Origin of the sequence: Mesorhizobium sp. NZP2077 (assembly GCF_013170805.1) — a bacterium.
Classification (GTDB): domain Bacteria; phylum Pseudomonadota; class Alphaproteobacteria; order Rhizobiales; family Rhizobiaceae; genus Mesorhizobium.
In genome coordinates, this window is sequence record NZ_CP051293.1 from 3,588,317 (window position 1) to 3,604,532 (window position 16,216).

General features: G+C 62.6%; 18 protein-coding genes. 17 read left to right on the forward strand and 1 reads right to left on the reverse strand.

What is annotated here, in order from left to right; all coding sequences use genetic code 11:
• The first annotated feature begins 55 nt into the window (after window positions 1-55).
• The 15 genes from HGP13_RS17795 to HGP13_RS17865 all read left to right on the forward strand — a co-directional run bounded on the left by HGP13_RS17795 (window position 56) and on the right by HGP13_RS17865 (window position 12,484).
• Entirely contained in the window at window positions 56-1,681 is a 1,626-nt protein-coding gene (locus tag HGP13_RS17795; protein ID WP_172227745.1) for a hypothetical protein, read from the forward strand.
• A gap of 79 nt (window positions 1,682-1,760) precedes the next feature.
• Window positions 1,761-2,111: a DUF2190 family protein gene (locus HGP13_RS17800; protein WP_172227747.1), complete on the forward strand. Its 351-nt coding sequence runs from the start codon at window positions 1,761-1,763 to the stop codon at window positions 2,109-2,111.
• A gap of 7 nt (window positions 2,112-2,118) precedes the next feature.
• A complete protein-coding gene (locus HGP13_RS17805) occupies window positions 2,119-4,902 on the forward strand; it encodes a methyltransferase domain-containing protein (protein WP_172227749.1) in 2,784 nt (927 codons plus the stop codon).
• Entirely contained in the window at window positions 4,899-6,158 is a 1,260-nt protein-coding gene (locus HGP13_RS17810; RefSeq protein ID WP_172227751.1) for a capsid cement protein, read from the forward strand. The genes HGP13_RS17805 and HGP13_RS17810 overlap by 4 nt, the downstream gene beginning before the upstream one ends.
• Window positions 6,159-6,197: 39 nt before the next feature.
• Window positions 6,198-6,854: an FkbM family methyltransferase gene (locus HGP13_RS17815; RefSeq protein WP_172227753.1), complete on the forward strand. Its 657-nt coding sequence runs from the start codon at window positions 6,198-6,200 to the stop codon at window positions 6,852-6,854.
• Window position 6,855: 1 nt separating this feature from the next.
• Entirely contained in the window at window positions 6,856-7,851 is a 996-nt protein-coding gene (locus tag HGP13_RS17820; protein WP_172227755.1) for a hypothetical protein, read from the forward strand.
• Window positions 7,852-7,864: 13 nt separating this feature from the next.
• A complete protein-coding gene (locus HGP13_RS17825; protein WP_172227757.1) occupies window positions 7,865-9,370 on the forward strand; it encodes a hypothetical protein in 1,506 nt (501 codons plus the stop codon).
• Window positions 9,371-9,580 carry a hypothetical protein gene (locus HGP13_RS17830; protein ID WP_172227759.1) on the forward strand — a complete coding sequence of 70 codons (210 nt, stop codon included), beginning with the start codon at window positions 9,371-9,373 and terminating at the stop codon, window positions 9,578-9,580.
• Window positions 9,577-9,900: a hypothetical protein gene (locus tag HGP13_RS17835; protein ID WP_172227761.1), complete on the forward strand. Its 324-nt coding sequence runs from the start codon at window positions 9,577-9,579 to the stop codon at window positions 9,898-9,900. The genes HGP13_RS17830 and HGP13_RS17835 overlap by 4 nt, the downstream gene beginning before the upstream one ends.
• Window positions 9,897-10,259 carry a hypothetical protein gene (locus HGP13_RS17840; RefSeq protein WP_172227763.1) on the forward strand — a complete coding sequence of 121 codons (363 nt, stop codon included), beginning with the start codon at window positions 9,897-9,899 and terminating at the stop codon, window positions 10,257-10,259. The genes HGP13_RS17835 and HGP13_RS17840 overlap by 4 nt, the downstream gene beginning before the upstream one ends.
• Window position 10,260: 1 nt before the next feature.
• Entirely contained in the window at window positions 10,261-10,707 is a 447-nt protein-coding gene (locus HGP13_RS17845) for a hypothetical protein (RefSeq protein ID WP_172227765.1), read from the forward strand.
• A gap of 54 nt (window positions 10,708-10,761) precedes the next feature.
• Entirely contained in the window at window positions 10,762-11,277 is a 516-nt protein-coding gene (locus HGP13_RS17850) for a hypothetical protein (RefSeq protein WP_172227767.1), read from the forward strand.
• A 3-nt stretch (window positions 11,278-11,280) separates the two neighbouring features.
• Complete coding sequence (locus tag HGP13_RS17855) at window positions 11,281-11,676, forward strand: hypothetical protein (RefSeq protein WP_172227769.1); 396 nt, start codon at window positions 11,281-11,283, stop codon at window positions 11,674-11,676.
• 50 nt (window positions 11,677-11,726) lie between these two features.
• The gene (locus HGP13_RS17860) at window positions 11,727-11,879 is read left to right on the forward strand and encodes a hypothetical protein (RefSeq protein ID WP_172227771.1); all 153 of its coding nucleotides are present in this window, start codon (window positions 11,727-11,729) and stop codon (window positions 11,877-11,879) included.
• On the forward strand, window positions 11,876-12,484 hold the full coding sequence (locus HGP13_RS17865) for a DUF6441 family protein (RefSeq protein ID WP_172227773.1): 609 nt from the start codon (window positions 11,876-11,878) through the stop codon (window positions 12,482-12,484). Before HGP13_RS17860 ends, HGP13_RS17865 begins: the two co-directional genes overlap by 4 nt.
• Here HGP13_RS17865 and HGP13_RS17870 read toward each other — a convergent pair.
• Entirely contained in the window at window positions 12,481-12,714 is a 234-nt protein-coding gene (locus HGP13_RS17870) for a hypothetical protein (protein WP_172227775.1), read from the reverse strand. The two genes, HGP13_RS17865 and HGP13_RS17870, sit on opposite strands and share 4 nt — an antisense overlap.
• A 29-nt stretch (window positions 12,715-12,743) precedes the next feature.
• On the opposite strand from HGP13_RS17870, the gene HGP13_RS17875 reads away from it, so the two are divergent.
• Entirely contained in the window at window positions 12,744-15,767 is a 3,024-nt protein-coding gene (locus tag HGP13_RS17875; RefSeq protein ID WP_172227777.1) for a hypothetical protein, read from the forward strand.
• The gene (locus tag HGP13_RS17880) at window positions 15,764-16,213 is read left to right on the forward strand and encodes a hypothetical protein (protein ID WP_172227779.1); all 450 of its coding nucleotides are present in this window, start codon (window positions 15,764-15,766) and stop codon (window positions 16,211-16,213) included. The genes HGP13_RS17875 and HGP13_RS17880 overlap by 4 nt, the downstream gene beginning before the upstream one ends.
• Window positions 16,214-16,216: the final 3 nt, after the last annotated feature.

Here is a 16,216-nt window from a genome sequence, read left to right on the forward strand (position 1 = left end):
CACCGGGGACGCAGGGCGACGGCTCATCGCCCCGGAATCGCAAAGGACCAAAGCCATGATGAAAAAGGCTTTCTTCTCCGCGGCCGTCGCCATGATCTTGTGCGCCGGCCTTATCGTCGGCCTTGGTGCCGACCTGGCATATGCGGCCCCGCATCTGTCCGCCCTCGACCTGCACCAGCATTTCAACCTTTCCGACCACGCCATGCATGCCGCCATCGGCCTTGCCGCCCTGCGTGTCAGGCTGACCGAACTGACCACCAAGGCCGAACAGAAGAAGGCCGAGATCAAGGATGACACCGCCGCCGATGCGGCGCGTGCGATCGAGGCCGACCATGCCAAGATCATGACCGAGATCGAGCAGGTCAAGGCCGACATCCGCACCGCCGAAGCCGAGGAAACCCGCAGCCAGCAGCAGCTGACTCCGCCGGCCGATGCGGCAACTCGTGCCGCCGACATCGTCGGCATCGCCGCCACGGCGCGCGCCCAGGGCGTCGATCTGTCGACCGAAGACGAGCAGGCCGCGATCCGCAGCAATGTCGACCCGTCCGCCTTCCGTGCCCAGATGTTCGACCGCCTGGCGGCCCGCCAGACGCCGACCATCCCGGCCCGCATCGGCCAGGACGATCGCGACGTCCGCCGCACCGCCATGACCGAGGCGCTGGCCTATTCGCTCGGCGCGCCGCTGCCGGCCGCAGGGCCTTCCGCTGCCGCCCGCCCGTTCATGGGCCGCAGCATCATCGACATTGCGGCGCAGTCGGTCGACTGGCGCGGTGGCATGGTGGTCAATGCCCGCCAGAAGGACGAGATCCTGACGCGCGCCGGCATGTCGACGTCGGATTTCCCAATCATCTTCGAGAATGCCATCAACCGCACCCTCGAAGGCCGCTATGCGCTCGCACAGCCGACCTATCGCAGCATCGCCCGCAAGCAGAATTTCAACGATTTCCGGCCGCACACCACGGTCAAGACCGGTGATTTTCCGATGCTGCAGAAGGTGCTGGAATCCGGCGAGATCAAATACGGCACCTTCAACGAAGGCAAGGAAACCGTGTCGGCGTTCAGCTACGCCATCGCGCTGTCGATCACCCGCCAGATGCTGATCAACGACAACATCGGCGCCATTGCCGACCTGCTGTCGAGCTACGGCCCGACCGTCGCGCTGTTCGAGGAAATCACCTTCTACAGCTTGGCCTTCAATGCCGCCCTGGCGGATGGCAAGACGGTGTTCCACGCCGACCACGGCAACCTTGCCAGCCCCGGCACGGCGATCGATGTCACCAATGTCGGCAAGGCGCGCGCCGCCATGTCGAAACAGAAGTCGACCGGCGGCAACCAGCTGCTGTCCAATGCCGCCAAGCTGCTTCTCGTTGGCCCCGACAAGCTGACCGAGGCGGAAATGCTGATCGCCTCGATCACGCCGGCGACTGTTGCCACCGTCAACATCTTCTCCGGCAAGCTCGGCGTACTCGACACCGCGCAGATCACCGGCAACGCCTGGTATGCCTTCGCCGATCCGGCGCTAGGATCGAATTACCGCTGGGGCTATCTCGAAGGCTACGAGGCGCCGCGCGTGCGCACCGACGAGCCGTTCGGCACCCAGGGCTTCAAGATGTCGGTCGAGATCGACTTCGGCGTCGGCGCTACCGACTACCGCTTCGGCTACAAAAACCCCGGCAACTAAGCGGCCTGATCCCTGACGGGCGGCCCAAATCCTATGCCGCTCGTTCCCCCCTCATCCATCCCTCTGCAGGAGGCAAATCATGAAGAACTACATCCAGCCGGGCAACGAGATTGCCTGGACCAATGAAGACGTCACCGGAGCCGTGGATGTCGCCTCGGGCGACGGCGTCGTTGCCGGATCGTTGTTCGGCGTTGCCAATGGCGATATCGCCGTCGGTGACGAAGGCACGCTTTCCCTGATCGGCGTCTACGAACTGCCCAAGGTCTCGGCGCAGGCCTGGACCTTCGGCCAGCGCATCTACTTCGTCGCCGCCAGCGGCGAATGCACCAGCACCGCCGGCTCGAACAAGCTGATCGGCGTCGCCGTGGAAGCGGCAGACAACCCGTCCGCCACCGGCAAGGTGCGGCTGTCCAGCGCCTTCACCATCTGATTGCAGCGTGGCGCAGCTCGTCCGCGATTGGGAAGGCGAAACCGCCTTCGTGCTCGCGGGCGGGCCGTCCGTGCGCAATCTCGACCTGTCGCTCTTGAAAGGGCGGCGGGTCATCGCCGTCAACTCGGCGCATCTGGCTTACCCCGATGCCGATGCGCTCTACTACGCCGATTCCGACTGGTGGATGCGTACCGGCTCGAAGGAACCGCCTTTCGCCGGCGAGATCTTCACCACCAACGCGCTCGGCGGGCCGAAGTCGGTCAAGCGGCTGGTCAAGGTCGATCCTGGCCGTGGTGTCTCAATCCATCCCGGTCGCATCGTTGTTTCGGCAACGTCGGTTTCCGGGGCAATGAACATCCTGACCCTGCGCGGCGTTGCCCGCATCGTGCTGCTCGGCGTCGATGGCTGTGTGGGCGCGGATGGTCGGCGTCATCATCATGATGGGCGCTATCCAGATCCCCTGAGAAAGGGCGGCTTCGAGCGCCACCGCCGCGAACTCGAAGCGCTGGCGCCGTCGATCCGCAAGCTTGGTGTCGAAGTGATCAACTGTTCCCCGGTCAGCCATGTCGCCTGCTGGCCGAAAGTGCCCTTTGGAGACGTCATTTCCATGCTCGACCGCGTTGCCGTCAAGCCGCCGCTGACCGTGCTCTCCATGTACGGCATCGGCGACAATCTTCATCAGCGCGCCGTATTGCGCGAGCTGATGAAGACGCATGATGTCGAGCTGCAGACCTATTACACGTCGATGTTCCATGACCTCGAAGCCGAAGGGCTCAAGGTCACGCTGGTCGCCGGCAAGCTCGATCCCCGCATCAATGACAGGGGAAATACCACCGCAGCCCGCAAGCCGGTCCGGTCGCACGACAGGAAGATCGGTTATGACCACGCGGCGACGAAGCGGCACGGCACGCTGCTCGCCGCCATGTTCGGCTCGGTAGGACTGCCTGTCCCGGAGCGGCCGGACTTTTCCCTGCCGGTCAAGCCGGAATGGCGGGAAGCGGCACGGGCATTGATAGGCGATACCAGCGGAAAGCCGATCATGGTCTACCGCCCGATCGTGATCAATGCGACGTGGTCGGCGCCTGCGCGCTCGCCTGACCCGGCGGCCTATGCCGCGCTCTATGGCGCGATCAAGGATCGCTTCTTCACCGTGTCGGTCTGCAACCTGACCCAAAAGGGCGAGGAGATCGTCGGCGAGGAACAGCCGGCCGACCTGAAGCTGCACCATGGCGAGGCGGATTTCGAGACGCTGGCCGGGCTGTTCGCCGAGGCAGCGCTGGTTTTCGGAAATGCCGGCTTCACGCCGATCCTGGCGCAGGCGGTCGGCACGCCGAATATTGTCGTCTATGGCGGCAATGAAAGCTACCGCTTCACCAATATCGTTGGCGCGCACCTGGCGCCGACGCTGCCGATCGAGCCGGTCAAGCCGTGCGAGTGTTTTGATCGTCACCACAAATGCGACAAGACCATCGACCTGGCGAAGGCCGTGCCATTGGTTGAGGCCTTCGCCACCGAACATGCGGCCATGGCGCGCATCCTGGTGTTCGGCACCACCTATGTTGATACGCCGGCAAAGGCAAAGCTCGCCGAGCAATGGCAGGCGCTGCACGAGACGCTAAATCCCGGCGCTCATCTGTTGCTGGTCGACAGCGCTTCACCGGAATGGTGGTTCGAGGACGGATCGCCGAAGCCTGACGACACGATGCCGGGCTGCCAGGTCTATTCTTTCCCCGACAACATCGGCCATCTCGCGCGCGGCGGCAAAGACGGCTGGGGCAGGGCCTTCAGCAAGGGCCTCGAAATGGCGATCGACGGCCAATATGACTACGTCGTCCACATCGAGGGCGACAGCCTGTTTTCCAAGCCGGTGCTGCCGATCATCCGCAAGATGATGGCCGATGGCGTCAAGGCCGCCTCGGTGCCGGTCGAGGGCACCAAGCGCAAGGAAACCGGCTGGGCTGAAACCGGCCTGATGTTCTTCAGCGTCGACTATCTCTGGCAGTCGAAGTTCATCGAGCGCTACGACTGGTGGAACCGGAGCAAAAGCCCGACGCCGGAGAAGGTGATCTTCGACCTGATCGGTGAGGATCTGTGCATGCTGCCGCTCAAGGCCGAGCGCGGCGACAGGGGCCAGTTGACGGCCGCCAACGCTGCCGGCTTCGACTGGATCACGCACTGCGCGCCGGAAGCGCTGGATGCCTTCGTTGAGGCGGCCATGCCGCCGCCACCGGTCGAGATCGAGGCACCAGCCGCGCAGATCGAGCCGGCGGTCAAGCTGAATTTCGGCTGCGGCACCAATCGCCTCGACGGCTGGCAGAACTTCGACGCCGAGATCGACATCACCAAGCCGCTGCCGTTCGCCGACGATCATGCCGATTTCATCTATGCCGAGCATGTCGTCGAGCATGTCGATTACGTCAAGGCGCTGGCCTTCTTCGCCGAGTGCCGGCGCGTGCTGAAGCCGGGCGGCGTCATCCGCATCTGCGTGCCCAGCCTCGAAAACATCTGGAAGCGTGGCGACCAGGCTTATTGCGATTTCACCCGCAGATGGGGACCGACCGCCGATCTGCGCGGCGCCATGCACGCCATCATCTTCGCGCACGGCCACAAGGCGATCTGGTCGCAAGGTCTGCTCGAAGCAGCGCTCTATTTCGCCGGCTTCGACGGGATCGAAGGGGCGGAGGTGCACAAGTCTTCTCGGGTCGACCTGACCAACGTCGAAGGCCATCACACCGTCATCGGCGAGCACTTCAACTGGATCGAGGCGGCAATCGCCGAGGGACGGAAGTGAAGAACTATATCGGTCCCGGCAGCACCATCCCCTGGACGAACGATGGCGATGCCGCCGTCGCATCTGGCGATGGCGTGATGGCCGGCGCGCTCTTCGGCGTCGCGCAGACCGACATCGCGGTCGGCGAGGCCGGCGAGCTGGCGCTGACCGGTGTCTGGATCCTGCCGAAGCCTGAGAATGAGGACTGGACCGTCGGCCAGCGCGTCTATTGGGACGCCGGCCAGGCGACCGCGACCGAAGGCGACAATCTGATCGGCGTCGCCGTCGAGATCTCTGGCGAAGCCGCCGGAAAAGTCCGCTTGAGTGCCGCCTTTATCGGTGCGGGCGGGGGTGGTGGGGGCGGACGCATCCTTTATCTCGGTGAAGCCCTGACCGTGGACGGCGAACCTCTCCTTTCAGGAACGGATGACGATATGGAACTCGTGGATGCACTGGCCGCACTTGGAGCAATCGTTAACCCTGACACGCAGCAATGGGGCTTCGGCGTTGCGGATATTTCCGAACTGCAACCGGCGCGACTGACGGTTAAGCCGACAGAGGGCGGCCTAGGAAGCGAGCTTGTCAGCAATGGTTCGTTCACCGGCAACGCAGACGGATGGTCCCTTTCAGAAGGCTGGGCCTACGGTGGTAACAAGGTCACGCGAACTCCGGGCGTGGAGGATGCCGGTTTCGATCAAGCCAATTTGGCTACTGTAAAAAACACAGAGTATCGAATAACCGGAACAATAAGCGGGGCCTCCGGTATATGGACATTGCGCGTGGCGATGGGAGCAGCGAATGCGACGTTGACCGAAAATGGCGACTTCTCGGTGACGCTATTTTACTCCAACGACACGGGTCAGGGTGACGTTCAATTTGCATCTCTGGATGATACTTTCAATGGGTCGATCGACAGCGTTTCAGTCAATCAAATCCTCGACATCACGACGTTCGCGTTGCTTCATAACAATGGCGATTTGGCCATCACTTTCGACACCAGTTTGAACAATTCGACTGAGGTTTCCAAGTTCAAGGTTAACTCAAACGACAATATTACCATTCAGCCGGGCAACTATTTTGGGCTCCGTCAGAACCCTCAGGATGGCGATCAGATCACGTTCATCGACCACTACAACGCCAGCCAAGAGCGGACAATCGGTCTACCCGATGGTGATGGTGACGTGGCTCTGGCCAACGGTGCTTCCGACACGTTCACTACTGTTGACCTGAAGACAGTGACTGTCGACGGCGGCATTGTCAGCAACATAGCGTCCTAACCAATGCCTCCACCAGCCCGAGCGACTGACGGTGACCCAGTGAACATAACCCACCGAGATCAATGGTTCGGCGGACGCACCTATGCGCAGCATGGCGACGATCTAGCGGTGCTCAACATCTTCAAGCGGCTCGGCATCGAAAAGCCGTCCTATCTCGATGTCGGTGCTTATCATCCGTTCGACCTCTCGAACACGGCTCTGCTCTATGAGCGCGGTTCGCGCGGCATCAATGTCGAGCCGAACAAGGCGCTGTTCGATGCGTTCAGCAAGGCCCGGCCGGGAGACACCAACGTCCATGCCGGCGTCGCGCCGGTCTGCGGCAGGATGACCTTCTATCACGTCAACGCCGATCCCGGCCGCTTTACCTTCGACGTGGCGATCGCTTCCACGCTTGGCTTCACGCGCGCCGAAGAGGTGGACGTCCACACGCTGAACAACATCGTCGACGTGGCGGGCACCGGCATCTGGCCCGACCTGCTCAACATCGACATCGAGGGCCTCGACATCGACGTGCTGCGCGCGGCCGATTTCGGCGAAAACCCGCCACGCGTCGTCATCGTCGAAGCCGACAATGGCAGCGGCGACACCAGCCACGAACTGGATGCGCTGATGCATGCCAAGGGTTTCACCCTGCACAGTTGGGCAGGCTCGAACATGATCTTCGTGCGCGTCGCCGACAGCGACAGGATCTGGTGAAATGTCGATCCTCGGCATGCGGCAATGGTCGATGGGTGGGGCGTATCAGTTTGTGCTCGCCGCCGCCGAGGTGCCGTCCTACGCCAATTCCGGCGGATCCGGCAACCGGTCATCGCTGATCACCATTACCACCGATGCCACCATGGCCGGCAGCGGCGGCATCGCCGTGATGATCGACGGCGCGCAAACGGACAGCGCATGGTTCGCATCAGGCCAGTCTGGCAAATACGTCAAGTTCGACTTCGGCGCCGGCAACTACAAGGCGATTTCGGAGATCAAGTGGTACCAGGACAGCGCTGTCTCGCAGGGCAGTTGGGTCTTGGATGGTTCGAACGACGACGCGAACTGGGTGCCGATTTCTGACAGTTTCACATTGGGCACATCGGCGACCACCACCATCCCCGTGGCTTACAATGCCGGCAAGGGCTATCGCTACTATCGGCTGCTCCAGGTCTCCGGTACGACGAGCTCTAGTCCGTACATCCGCGAAGTCGAGTTCAAGATTGCCGCCGCGCCGCAGGCCAACGATAACAATTCGGCGGTGCCGTCCTACCTTAATCCCGGCGGCACGGGCGACCGTTCCGCAAGCATCACCGTTACCAGCACGTTCACAGCCGGATCCGGCTCGACCTTGAGCAATCTGGTCGACGGCGGATTCGGTCTGAACAGTACCGATAGTCTGGAGATTCCCGGATCGCAGAGCAACCAGACGATCACCTTCGATTTCGGGGTCGGCGCCAGCAAGATCATCACAGGCTATGCCTTCTGGCAGAACCCTGGGGGCAGTCAAGGTACATGGAAGCTGCGCGCGTCGAACGACAATTCGAACTGGACCGATGTCGGTGCAGCCGAGACGCTCGGCGGGGTTTTCCGCCAAGTGTCTAAGTCCGCGTCCGCCAACACGACCGGCTATCGCTATTACCAATTGTTCCAGACATCGGGCTTTACCACCACAACGCCCTGGAACCAAGAAATCCAGTTCGAGATCGCGGCTTAGGGGCAGGTAGATCATGCGCACCATTAAGAAAGGCGCCACCAGCCAGTCGGTCTATTTCGACGTGCTGGATTCCACATCGACCACAGGTGGGCGCAAAACCGGCCTTGCCTTCAACACGTCGAGCCTGGTTGCCTATTATGTGCGCAACCAGGGCACCGCAACCGCTATCACGCTGGCAACGCTGGCCGCCGCCAACACGGCATGGTCGTCGGGCGGTTTCAAGGAAGTCGACGCCACCAACATGCCCGGCATCTACCGCCTCGACGTGCCTGATGCGGCTTTTGCGACCGGAGCGGGTGATGACGTGGTTATCGTGCTCAAGGGCGCCACTGGCATGGTGCAGGCGAGCGTCGATGTCCAGCTTGTCGCATGGGACCCGCAGGACAGCGTCCGCGCCGGCCTGACCGCGCTGCCCAATGCCGCCGCCGAAGCCGCTGGCGGGCTCTATACGCGCGGTACTGGGGCAGGACAGATCAACCAGGACGCCAACGGCCGCGTTGACGCCAACGCCAAGGCATGGGCCGGCACCGCGACGACGTTGACCTCCGGCTTGCCCGACGTCAACATGAAGACGATCACCGCCGGCATCATCGCCGCGGCCTCCTTCGCCGCCAACGCGCTTGACGCGGTGTGGTCGACGGCAACCCGCGTGCTGACCGCCGGCACCAACATCGCGCTCGCCAAGGGAACCGGCGTCACAGGGTTCAATGATCTGTCAGCCGCGGAGGTCAATGCCGAAGCGGATACGGCCCTCTCTGACGCTGGCGTGACCAGCGTGCGCCAGGCGCATCTGGATGCCGACGTCTCCAGCCGTTCGACCTATGCCGGAGCCGACACGGCTGGAACCACGACATTGCTTTCGCGCCTCACCAACACGCGCGCCGGCCTGCTTGATCATCTCGACGCTGATATCTCGAGTCGCATGGCGACGTTCAGTTATACGGCGCCGCTGGATGCCGCTGGAACACGCTCGGCGCTCGGTCTGGCTTCGGCCAATTTCGACACGCAGATCGCCACACTGGCCACCTCGGCGGCGCTTACGGCCTTGCAGAGCCACGGCGACAGCACCTGGTCGACGGCGGATGTCTCCGACTTGCCGACCAATGCCGAGCTCGCCACGGCGCTGGCTGGGGCGGATGATGCCACACTGGCGGCTATTGCCTCGCTGTCGTCAGGCATATCGGCCAGTTTCACCAGCCTCGCCAGCTATGGCGACAGCCATTGGTCGACCGCTACCGGCTTTGCCACGGTCAACCCAGACAATGCCGGCATCGCCGCAATCCAGGAGCGCACCGACAATCTGCCGGACGATCCTGCTGATGCATCGGTAGTCGCCGGCGCGTTCACTGCCCTGCAAAGCCATGGTGATGGTGCTTGGGCGACCGGGGCGACTGCGCCGACTGCGGACGCGATCGCCGATGAGGTCGAGACGCGCACGCTTAACGCCAACATGACCAAGATCAACGGCACCGCGCTGACAGGCGACGGATCGTCCGGCGACAAGTTCGGGCCGGCATAAATGATCGGCACGGTCTGGGCGGATTGCTGGCGGGACTGCTGGACCGATTGCTGGGCCGATGCCGTCATCCCGCCGATCGCCACGCTGATCCTAGCGTCCATTTCGATCCGGCCTTTGCTCGGCGCCTCGCTGCAGATGAAGACCGCGCTTTCAGGCGACATCGACGCCGGCCCGTTGCTTGCCGGCAAGATCAGGACGGATGAAACATGACCTGCCTCGTCTATGTCGACAACACCAATCTGATCGAGGTCGTCGGGCTGAAAAGCGCGGTCGAGGGTGGTTTCGTCAATGATGCCGACGTCAGCGTGACGGTGAAGGATGCCAGCGGGACCAACGTCACGGGCCAGACCTGGCCGGCGACGCTCGCCTATGTCGCAAGCAGCGATGGCGTCTATCGCGGCATCCTCGAAGACGATCTCGCCCTGGTCGACGGCGCGCAATATGTCGCCGTCATCGACGCCGATGCCGGTGCCAATCGCATCGGCCACTGGGAATTCGCCTTCACGCCGAAGACAAGGCGCGGCGTATGAGCATCTGGGATATCCATTACAACGCGCTCTATGCGTCGCCGATTGCGGTCGATGCCGTGCTGACGGTGGCCTGTGGTGAGATGCCGGTCAGCAAGGGTGCGGATGGCGGGCCGTTGCGGGCCATCGACAAGACGTCGGGCGTCGTCACCGGCGGTGGCCGGTTCCAGTCCGAGGTGCAGACAGTCAAGCCGGCGGCATCACTGCGCGCCTGCGATCTCGCCGGCATCGAGCCGGAAAAGCTGCAAGGCGCCGAGCTCGTCATCAACGGCAAGACCTGGCTTGTCGACACCCATGGCTTCCTGCCGGCGCCGACCGGCGAGGCCGCAGGCGAGATCCTGCTTTATCTGACGGAGCGTTGAGATGGATGCCCGCGAAGCGATCCTGCAGCGCCTGGTGGCGATTGCGCAGACGTTCAAGACGGACGGAATCAAGACGGTCTACCGCAACAACATGCGCCCGCCGGAGCCGAACCTGCCGGCGATCCTGGTGCTCGACGGCGATGAGGTGGCGGCCGAGGACGATCCGAATTCGCGCGGCTCGCGCGGTCCGCGCCGCATGACCATGACGCCGCAGCTGCTGATCGTGCTGCCGGAAACGCAAAAGGACGTTGGCACCACGCTGAACGCATGGCGGGCCAAGCTGATCCGCGCCATTGCCACGGATACCGACCTGATGGCGCTGACCACCAACCGCATCGGCGGGCGGCTTCACTCGACCCAGACATCGCTGGCCTGGGGCCGCTCGATGCTCGGCGAAATGGGCGTGGCCTTCGCCATCCCCTACTACCTCGACCCCAACACGCTTTGAGTTCGAAGAGTTCAACCGCCCGGTGACGGGCAACTTCACCGAAAGGAACGACCTATGGGCGCTTCTCCCGACACTGCCAATTATCGCATTCCCGCCGCAACAATCGCGATCAAGACCGCCGACGACATGGACTATGTCGATGCCGGCAACCTTGTCGACTTCGTCTACACCCCGACAGTGACCAAGAAGGAACACTTCTCGGCCAGCGGCGGCTTGCGCGGCAAGGATTTCACCGCCGTTACCCAGGTTGCCGCCAGCGTGAAAATGACGTTGGACGAAAACACGGCGCGCAACATCCGGCTTTTCCTTCTGGCCGATGTCGACACCAACACGGCCGGCGATGAGATCATCGATCCTCTGAGCCAGCCGAACCTCACTGTCGACATCAAGCTGACCGCCGTCAACACGATCGGCCCGATGATCGACTTTGAGGGCAACGTCACCATCAGCCCGTCCGGCGACTTCAACCTGATGGCTGATAATGACGACTTCGCCCAGATCCCTCTGGTCGCCGACGTCAACAAGGCCGACGGCCGCTATGGTCGCTTCACCATCCGTCAGCAGGCGTAATGCATGACCGACTTCATCGACATTGCGCCGCTCACCTTCACGGAGACGGTGCGCGGCAATGAGGTGACGGTGCGCGGTGTCGAGCTGACCGACATCGCGCAGATCATCATGCGCTTCCCCGAAGTGGCCAAACTCTTCGACATCAAGGGCAAGGCCAAGGTCGATCCGAAGGCGATGGGCACGCTTTCCGTCGCTTTGCAGGCGGCGCTGATAGCCGCCGGCGTCGACAGGATCAGGGAAGCGAGCGCTGCCAATTTGACGCCCGGCGAGCGTGCCTTGCTGATCTCGCGCATCCTGCTGCTGACGGTGCCGAGTCCCGCCGGCCCTTTCCTCGAGGCGCTGGCCAGGCTAACCGGCAAGGACGGCGCCGCGACGATCGGGGAGCCGGGGAGAGCCTAGCGCTGGCTGCGGCGCGGCTGAAGGGCCTCGGCCACTCCGCCAACGAGATCATGCACTACACGCCGCGCCAGATCGCGGCGTGGCTGCATTTCGGCGAGATCAACCGCCGGCATGAGATGGCTGACGAACTTGTCATCGGAATGAATGCGGCGCGTGGCGATCCAAAGGACGTCCAGAAACAGATCGAGGATCTGCGCGAATGACGAGCAGTCTAAAAATCTTCGTCGAAGCCGCCTCCGGCCAGTTCGATGCGGCCATGGCGGAATCGACCAAGGATCTGACTGCCGCCTCAATGGCCGCTGCCCGCAAAGGCGCCGACATCGCCAAGCGGGAAGGCCGCGCCAACATCGCTGCTGCGGGCTTCAGCCAGAAATGGCAGAACACGCTGACGACGAAAATCTATCCCGACAAGGGCGTGTCGACGCAACCGTCGATCCTGCTCTATTCCAAGATCGCCTATTCGAACATTTTCGAGGAAGGCGGTTCGATCTTCGGCCATCCGCTTCTGTGGCTGGCGCTGCCGACCGCGCCCAAGATGATCGGTCGCAACCGCACCACGCCGTCGCTCTATGCCAGCCATGTCGGCCCGCTGTTTTCCATCGTCAGGGCTGGCAAGCGCCCCTTGCTGGCAGCCAGGATCAGGACCGGACAGAAGGGCAAGCGCGGCGGAGTGCAGTTCAAGACGGTGCCGATGTTTGTCGGCATCGACGAGACGACGCTGAAGGCGCGCTTTTCCATCCATCAGGTCGCGGAGAAGGTCGGCGAGATGCTGCCGGAGATTTTCGCGGCGGAGTTCAACAAGGGCTAGTTTTCGTCGACGACGCTATCGAAGTCGCGGCCGACAAGTAGCAGTACGAAGCCGCCGAGGAACGCCAGGCTAGTGACGGTGATCAAACCGATCGGCCACCATCCCGGCGCCGAGACATACCAAAACCAGCCGATGACCTGAATTACTGGCGATGCCAGCAGCAGCCATACCCCATGCACGCCATCGCCGTTCAACCGGCTTCGCGTCGTCACCCGATACTTGATCGCCATATCTCGCCCTCCCGCAAGGATACAACCTAGTGGCTGAACGCAACGCAATCAACGTCCTGATCAAGCTGCTCGGCGGCAAGGAGATGGTCGAGGAGTTGGTCAAGCTCGGAGAGACCGGCGAAAAAGCTATCCACCAGATCGACACGGCGACCAAGAACGTCAATCTTACTGGCATCGGCCGCGACCTCTCACTGCTCGCCGGTGACGTCGCCACCTTCGCCACGCGGGCCGTGCTTGGCATCACAGCGCTGAAGGTCGCGGCTGATGGCGTGGTCGCCGTTCTGTTCGAACTGGCCAAGGCCAGCGCCGAATCTGCTGATGAGGCGGGCAAGGCGGCGCAGGCGGCAGGCCTGTCAGCGAAGGCCTATCAGGAGTGGGCATTTGCCGCCGACAGCGTCGGTGTCAGCCAGTCGGGCCTGACTACTGCTCTCAACACTTTCAACAAGCAGGTGGTCAAGACCGCCAACGAGACAGAAAAAGCCGGCAAGGCTGGCACCAAGATGGGCCGCGATATTCAGCAAGGCGTCGGCTTCACAGTCGAAAGCTTCAAGGATCTCAATGTCGAGGTGACGCGGTTCGGCGATACCGTGAAGGGCACGGGCGACAAGGCCAAGTCTGGCGCGTCAAAGGTGAAGACCGGCTTCGATGATCTCGGCATCTCGGTCAAGAACTCCAATGGCACACTGAAGTCCAACGAGCAGCTGCTGATCGAGGTCGCCAACGCGTTCCAGAAGCTTCCCGACGGTGCGCGCAAATCGGCCATCGCGATCAAATTGCTTGGTGCGGAAGGCGCCAAGCTGATCCCGCTACTCGACCAGGGCGCGGCTGGCATCGAAGAGTTCAAGGCCCGCGCGGCAGAATTGGGCATCGTGTTCACCGATGACCAGATCAAGGCGGCGGTAAAGTTCAATGATGCCCTCAATGAACTGAAGAAAGCGGCCGGCGGCGTGCTCAAGCAGCTTGGCAGCCTTTTCGTGCCGTCGTTCACCGCAGCGGCCAATGCCTTCCGCGACGTGATCGTGCGCAACAAGGCCGCCATCCTCGACTTCGCCAGCAACGCGCTGGCCAAGGCGAAAGTCCTGATCGCCGATTTCTTTGCAGCGCTGTCGGGGCGCGATGCGGATGTCAGCGCCAGCGGTAAGTGGATCGTCGAATGGCGCGATGCGATCGTCGGCTTTGGCGAAGACGTCGTGCACGTCGTCAACGGCGTCGTCATCCCGGCTTTCGCGGCCCTCCGCAAGGCGGCTGGACTGGTGACCGATGCCGTCAATGCCGTCTTCGGCACCAACATTTCCGGCGGCGAACTGCTGATCCTGGCCTCGATCACGCAAATCCTTGGCGGCTTCCAGGTGCTGCGCACCGCGATCTTTACCACGATCAATGCGCTGTCGATCTTCTCGACCGCGCTGCTGGCCAATCCATGGCTCGCCGTCCTGACCGTCGTCGCCGGTGGCATCCTACTGTGGGCGACGAGGACCGACGAGGCGACGGCGGCGCTGCGCGTCCACGATGACCTGATCGGCAAGGTTGGCAGCGCATACGATCAGGCGGGCCGCAAGGTCGCCGAGATGACGCAGCAGATGAAGGATCAAGCCCTCATCGCTGCCAGGACTTCTCAGGAGGTGTCTGCAAAGGCGCTGCCTGATGCCCTTGATGAAGCGATTGCCAAGATCGGCCAGTTCGAAGGCCAGTTGCCCCACGCGGCGGACGGTCTCTTCAAGCTTTTCGACAAGTTCAAAGACACGAAGGACATCGAGGCATTCCGGGCTGCCGTTGCCAGCATCGGGGCGCAGAGCCCAGAACTCGGCAAGCTCGCGCAGCAGTTCCTTGATATCACTGAGCCCGCTCATAAGCTCAATGTCGATCTGCAGGAAAGCCTCAACTGGATCGGCCTATACAGCAATAAGCTGACCGATAGCGAGTTCGCGGCTAAGCAGGCTGCGCTCGGCATCGCTGGTTTCTCCGCTGACACCAAGAGCGCCGCGACCGACGTCAAGGATCTCGGCACGAAGGTCGACGAAACCAAGACGAAAGTCGAAAGCCTAGGCCAGACGATCACGGTCTTTCGCGGCGGCGGGCCGGGCGGCAGCCTGACGAAGGAAGTCTTCGACGTCGTCGATGGCGTCGCGCATCGCGCCGATCAATCGAAGGCGGCTCTCGACGGCGTGGCTGCCAGTGCCAAGACGGCCGGCGAAAACATCAAGAACGTCTCCAGCGAGATCACCAATGCCGTTAAGCCGGATGCCGCAACGGCGGGTGTCGACGCTATTGTCACCGACGTTAACCGCATTGCCCCTGCGGCGCAGCAAACTGCGGACGAGACCAATTCCGCCCTTTCGACGATCGACGCCGGCTCGGCCGCGCAGGCTGCCGACGCCGTGGTCGCGCCGTTCGAAAGCCTGCCCGGCAAAATCTCTGCAATTCTGTCGGGCATCCAGTCACTGGTGCAGGGCGGCTTTGCCAGCCTGTCCGCGACCGTCACCAGCCTAGCCGCGCAGATCAATGCGCAGATCCAGAGCATCCTGTCGGCGCTTCGTGCGGCCGCAGCGGCTGCATCGTCCTTGCGCGCACAAGCGGCATCGGGTTCGGCATCCGAGCAAGGTGGCTCGCATGGCGGGTTCGCGGGCGGCGGCGATGTGCGCGGCGCAGGCACTGGTACCAGCGACAGCATTCTCGCCTGGCTGTCGAATGGCGAGTTCGTCAATCGGGCGGCGGCGGTGGCCTATTATGGCCGCGACATCTTCCACGCGCTGAACAACATGACGCTGCCGAAAGGTCTGCTGCGCGGTCTGCGCGGATTCAACGTTGGCGGCGCGGTTGAGATCTTCTCGCGATCGATGGCCATTCCAAGGCTGGCTGGCGGCGGCGCAATTGCGGTCTCCCCATCGGCGGCGGAGGGCGCTGGCGGCACCATGCGCATCAAGCTCGATTTCGGCCTTGGCATTGATCAGGTGTTTGAGGCTGTCACCGACAGTTTCACCGCGACAAGACTACAACAGTTCGCTCTGCGCCAGGCACAGACGAGCGCCGGTCGGAGGCCCAGCGGTAAATGATTTCGGCAGACAACCCGACGCTTCTTCGGCTTGATCCGATCTCGGTCCCGCCCTATTCGGCGCGCGGTATCTCGGAGGAGTTCAGCCTTGATGGTGACGCGCAGCTGGCGCGCACCGTCAACAATACCTTGATCGATCTTGGCGACGGAACCTCCGAAAAGTACCGGATGTCTATCACCTGCACCGACCAGAACATGCCGGCTCTAGACGGCGTTCGTCGCGGCATGGTGCTGACCGTCGATTGCTCGACAGAGTTCTCATACCTGACCGCCACCGGCTCGCCATCGCGCACCGTAGCGTCAACCACGGATGACCCCGCTTCGCGCGAGGAAGGTGCCTATACGCTGTATAGGCCTCGCCTGACGATGATGGTGGCAGACTATCGCCTATCGTTCGATGAATGGGGGGCTGCCTGCAATTGGTCCCTCGATTTGATCGAGGTCTAGCCC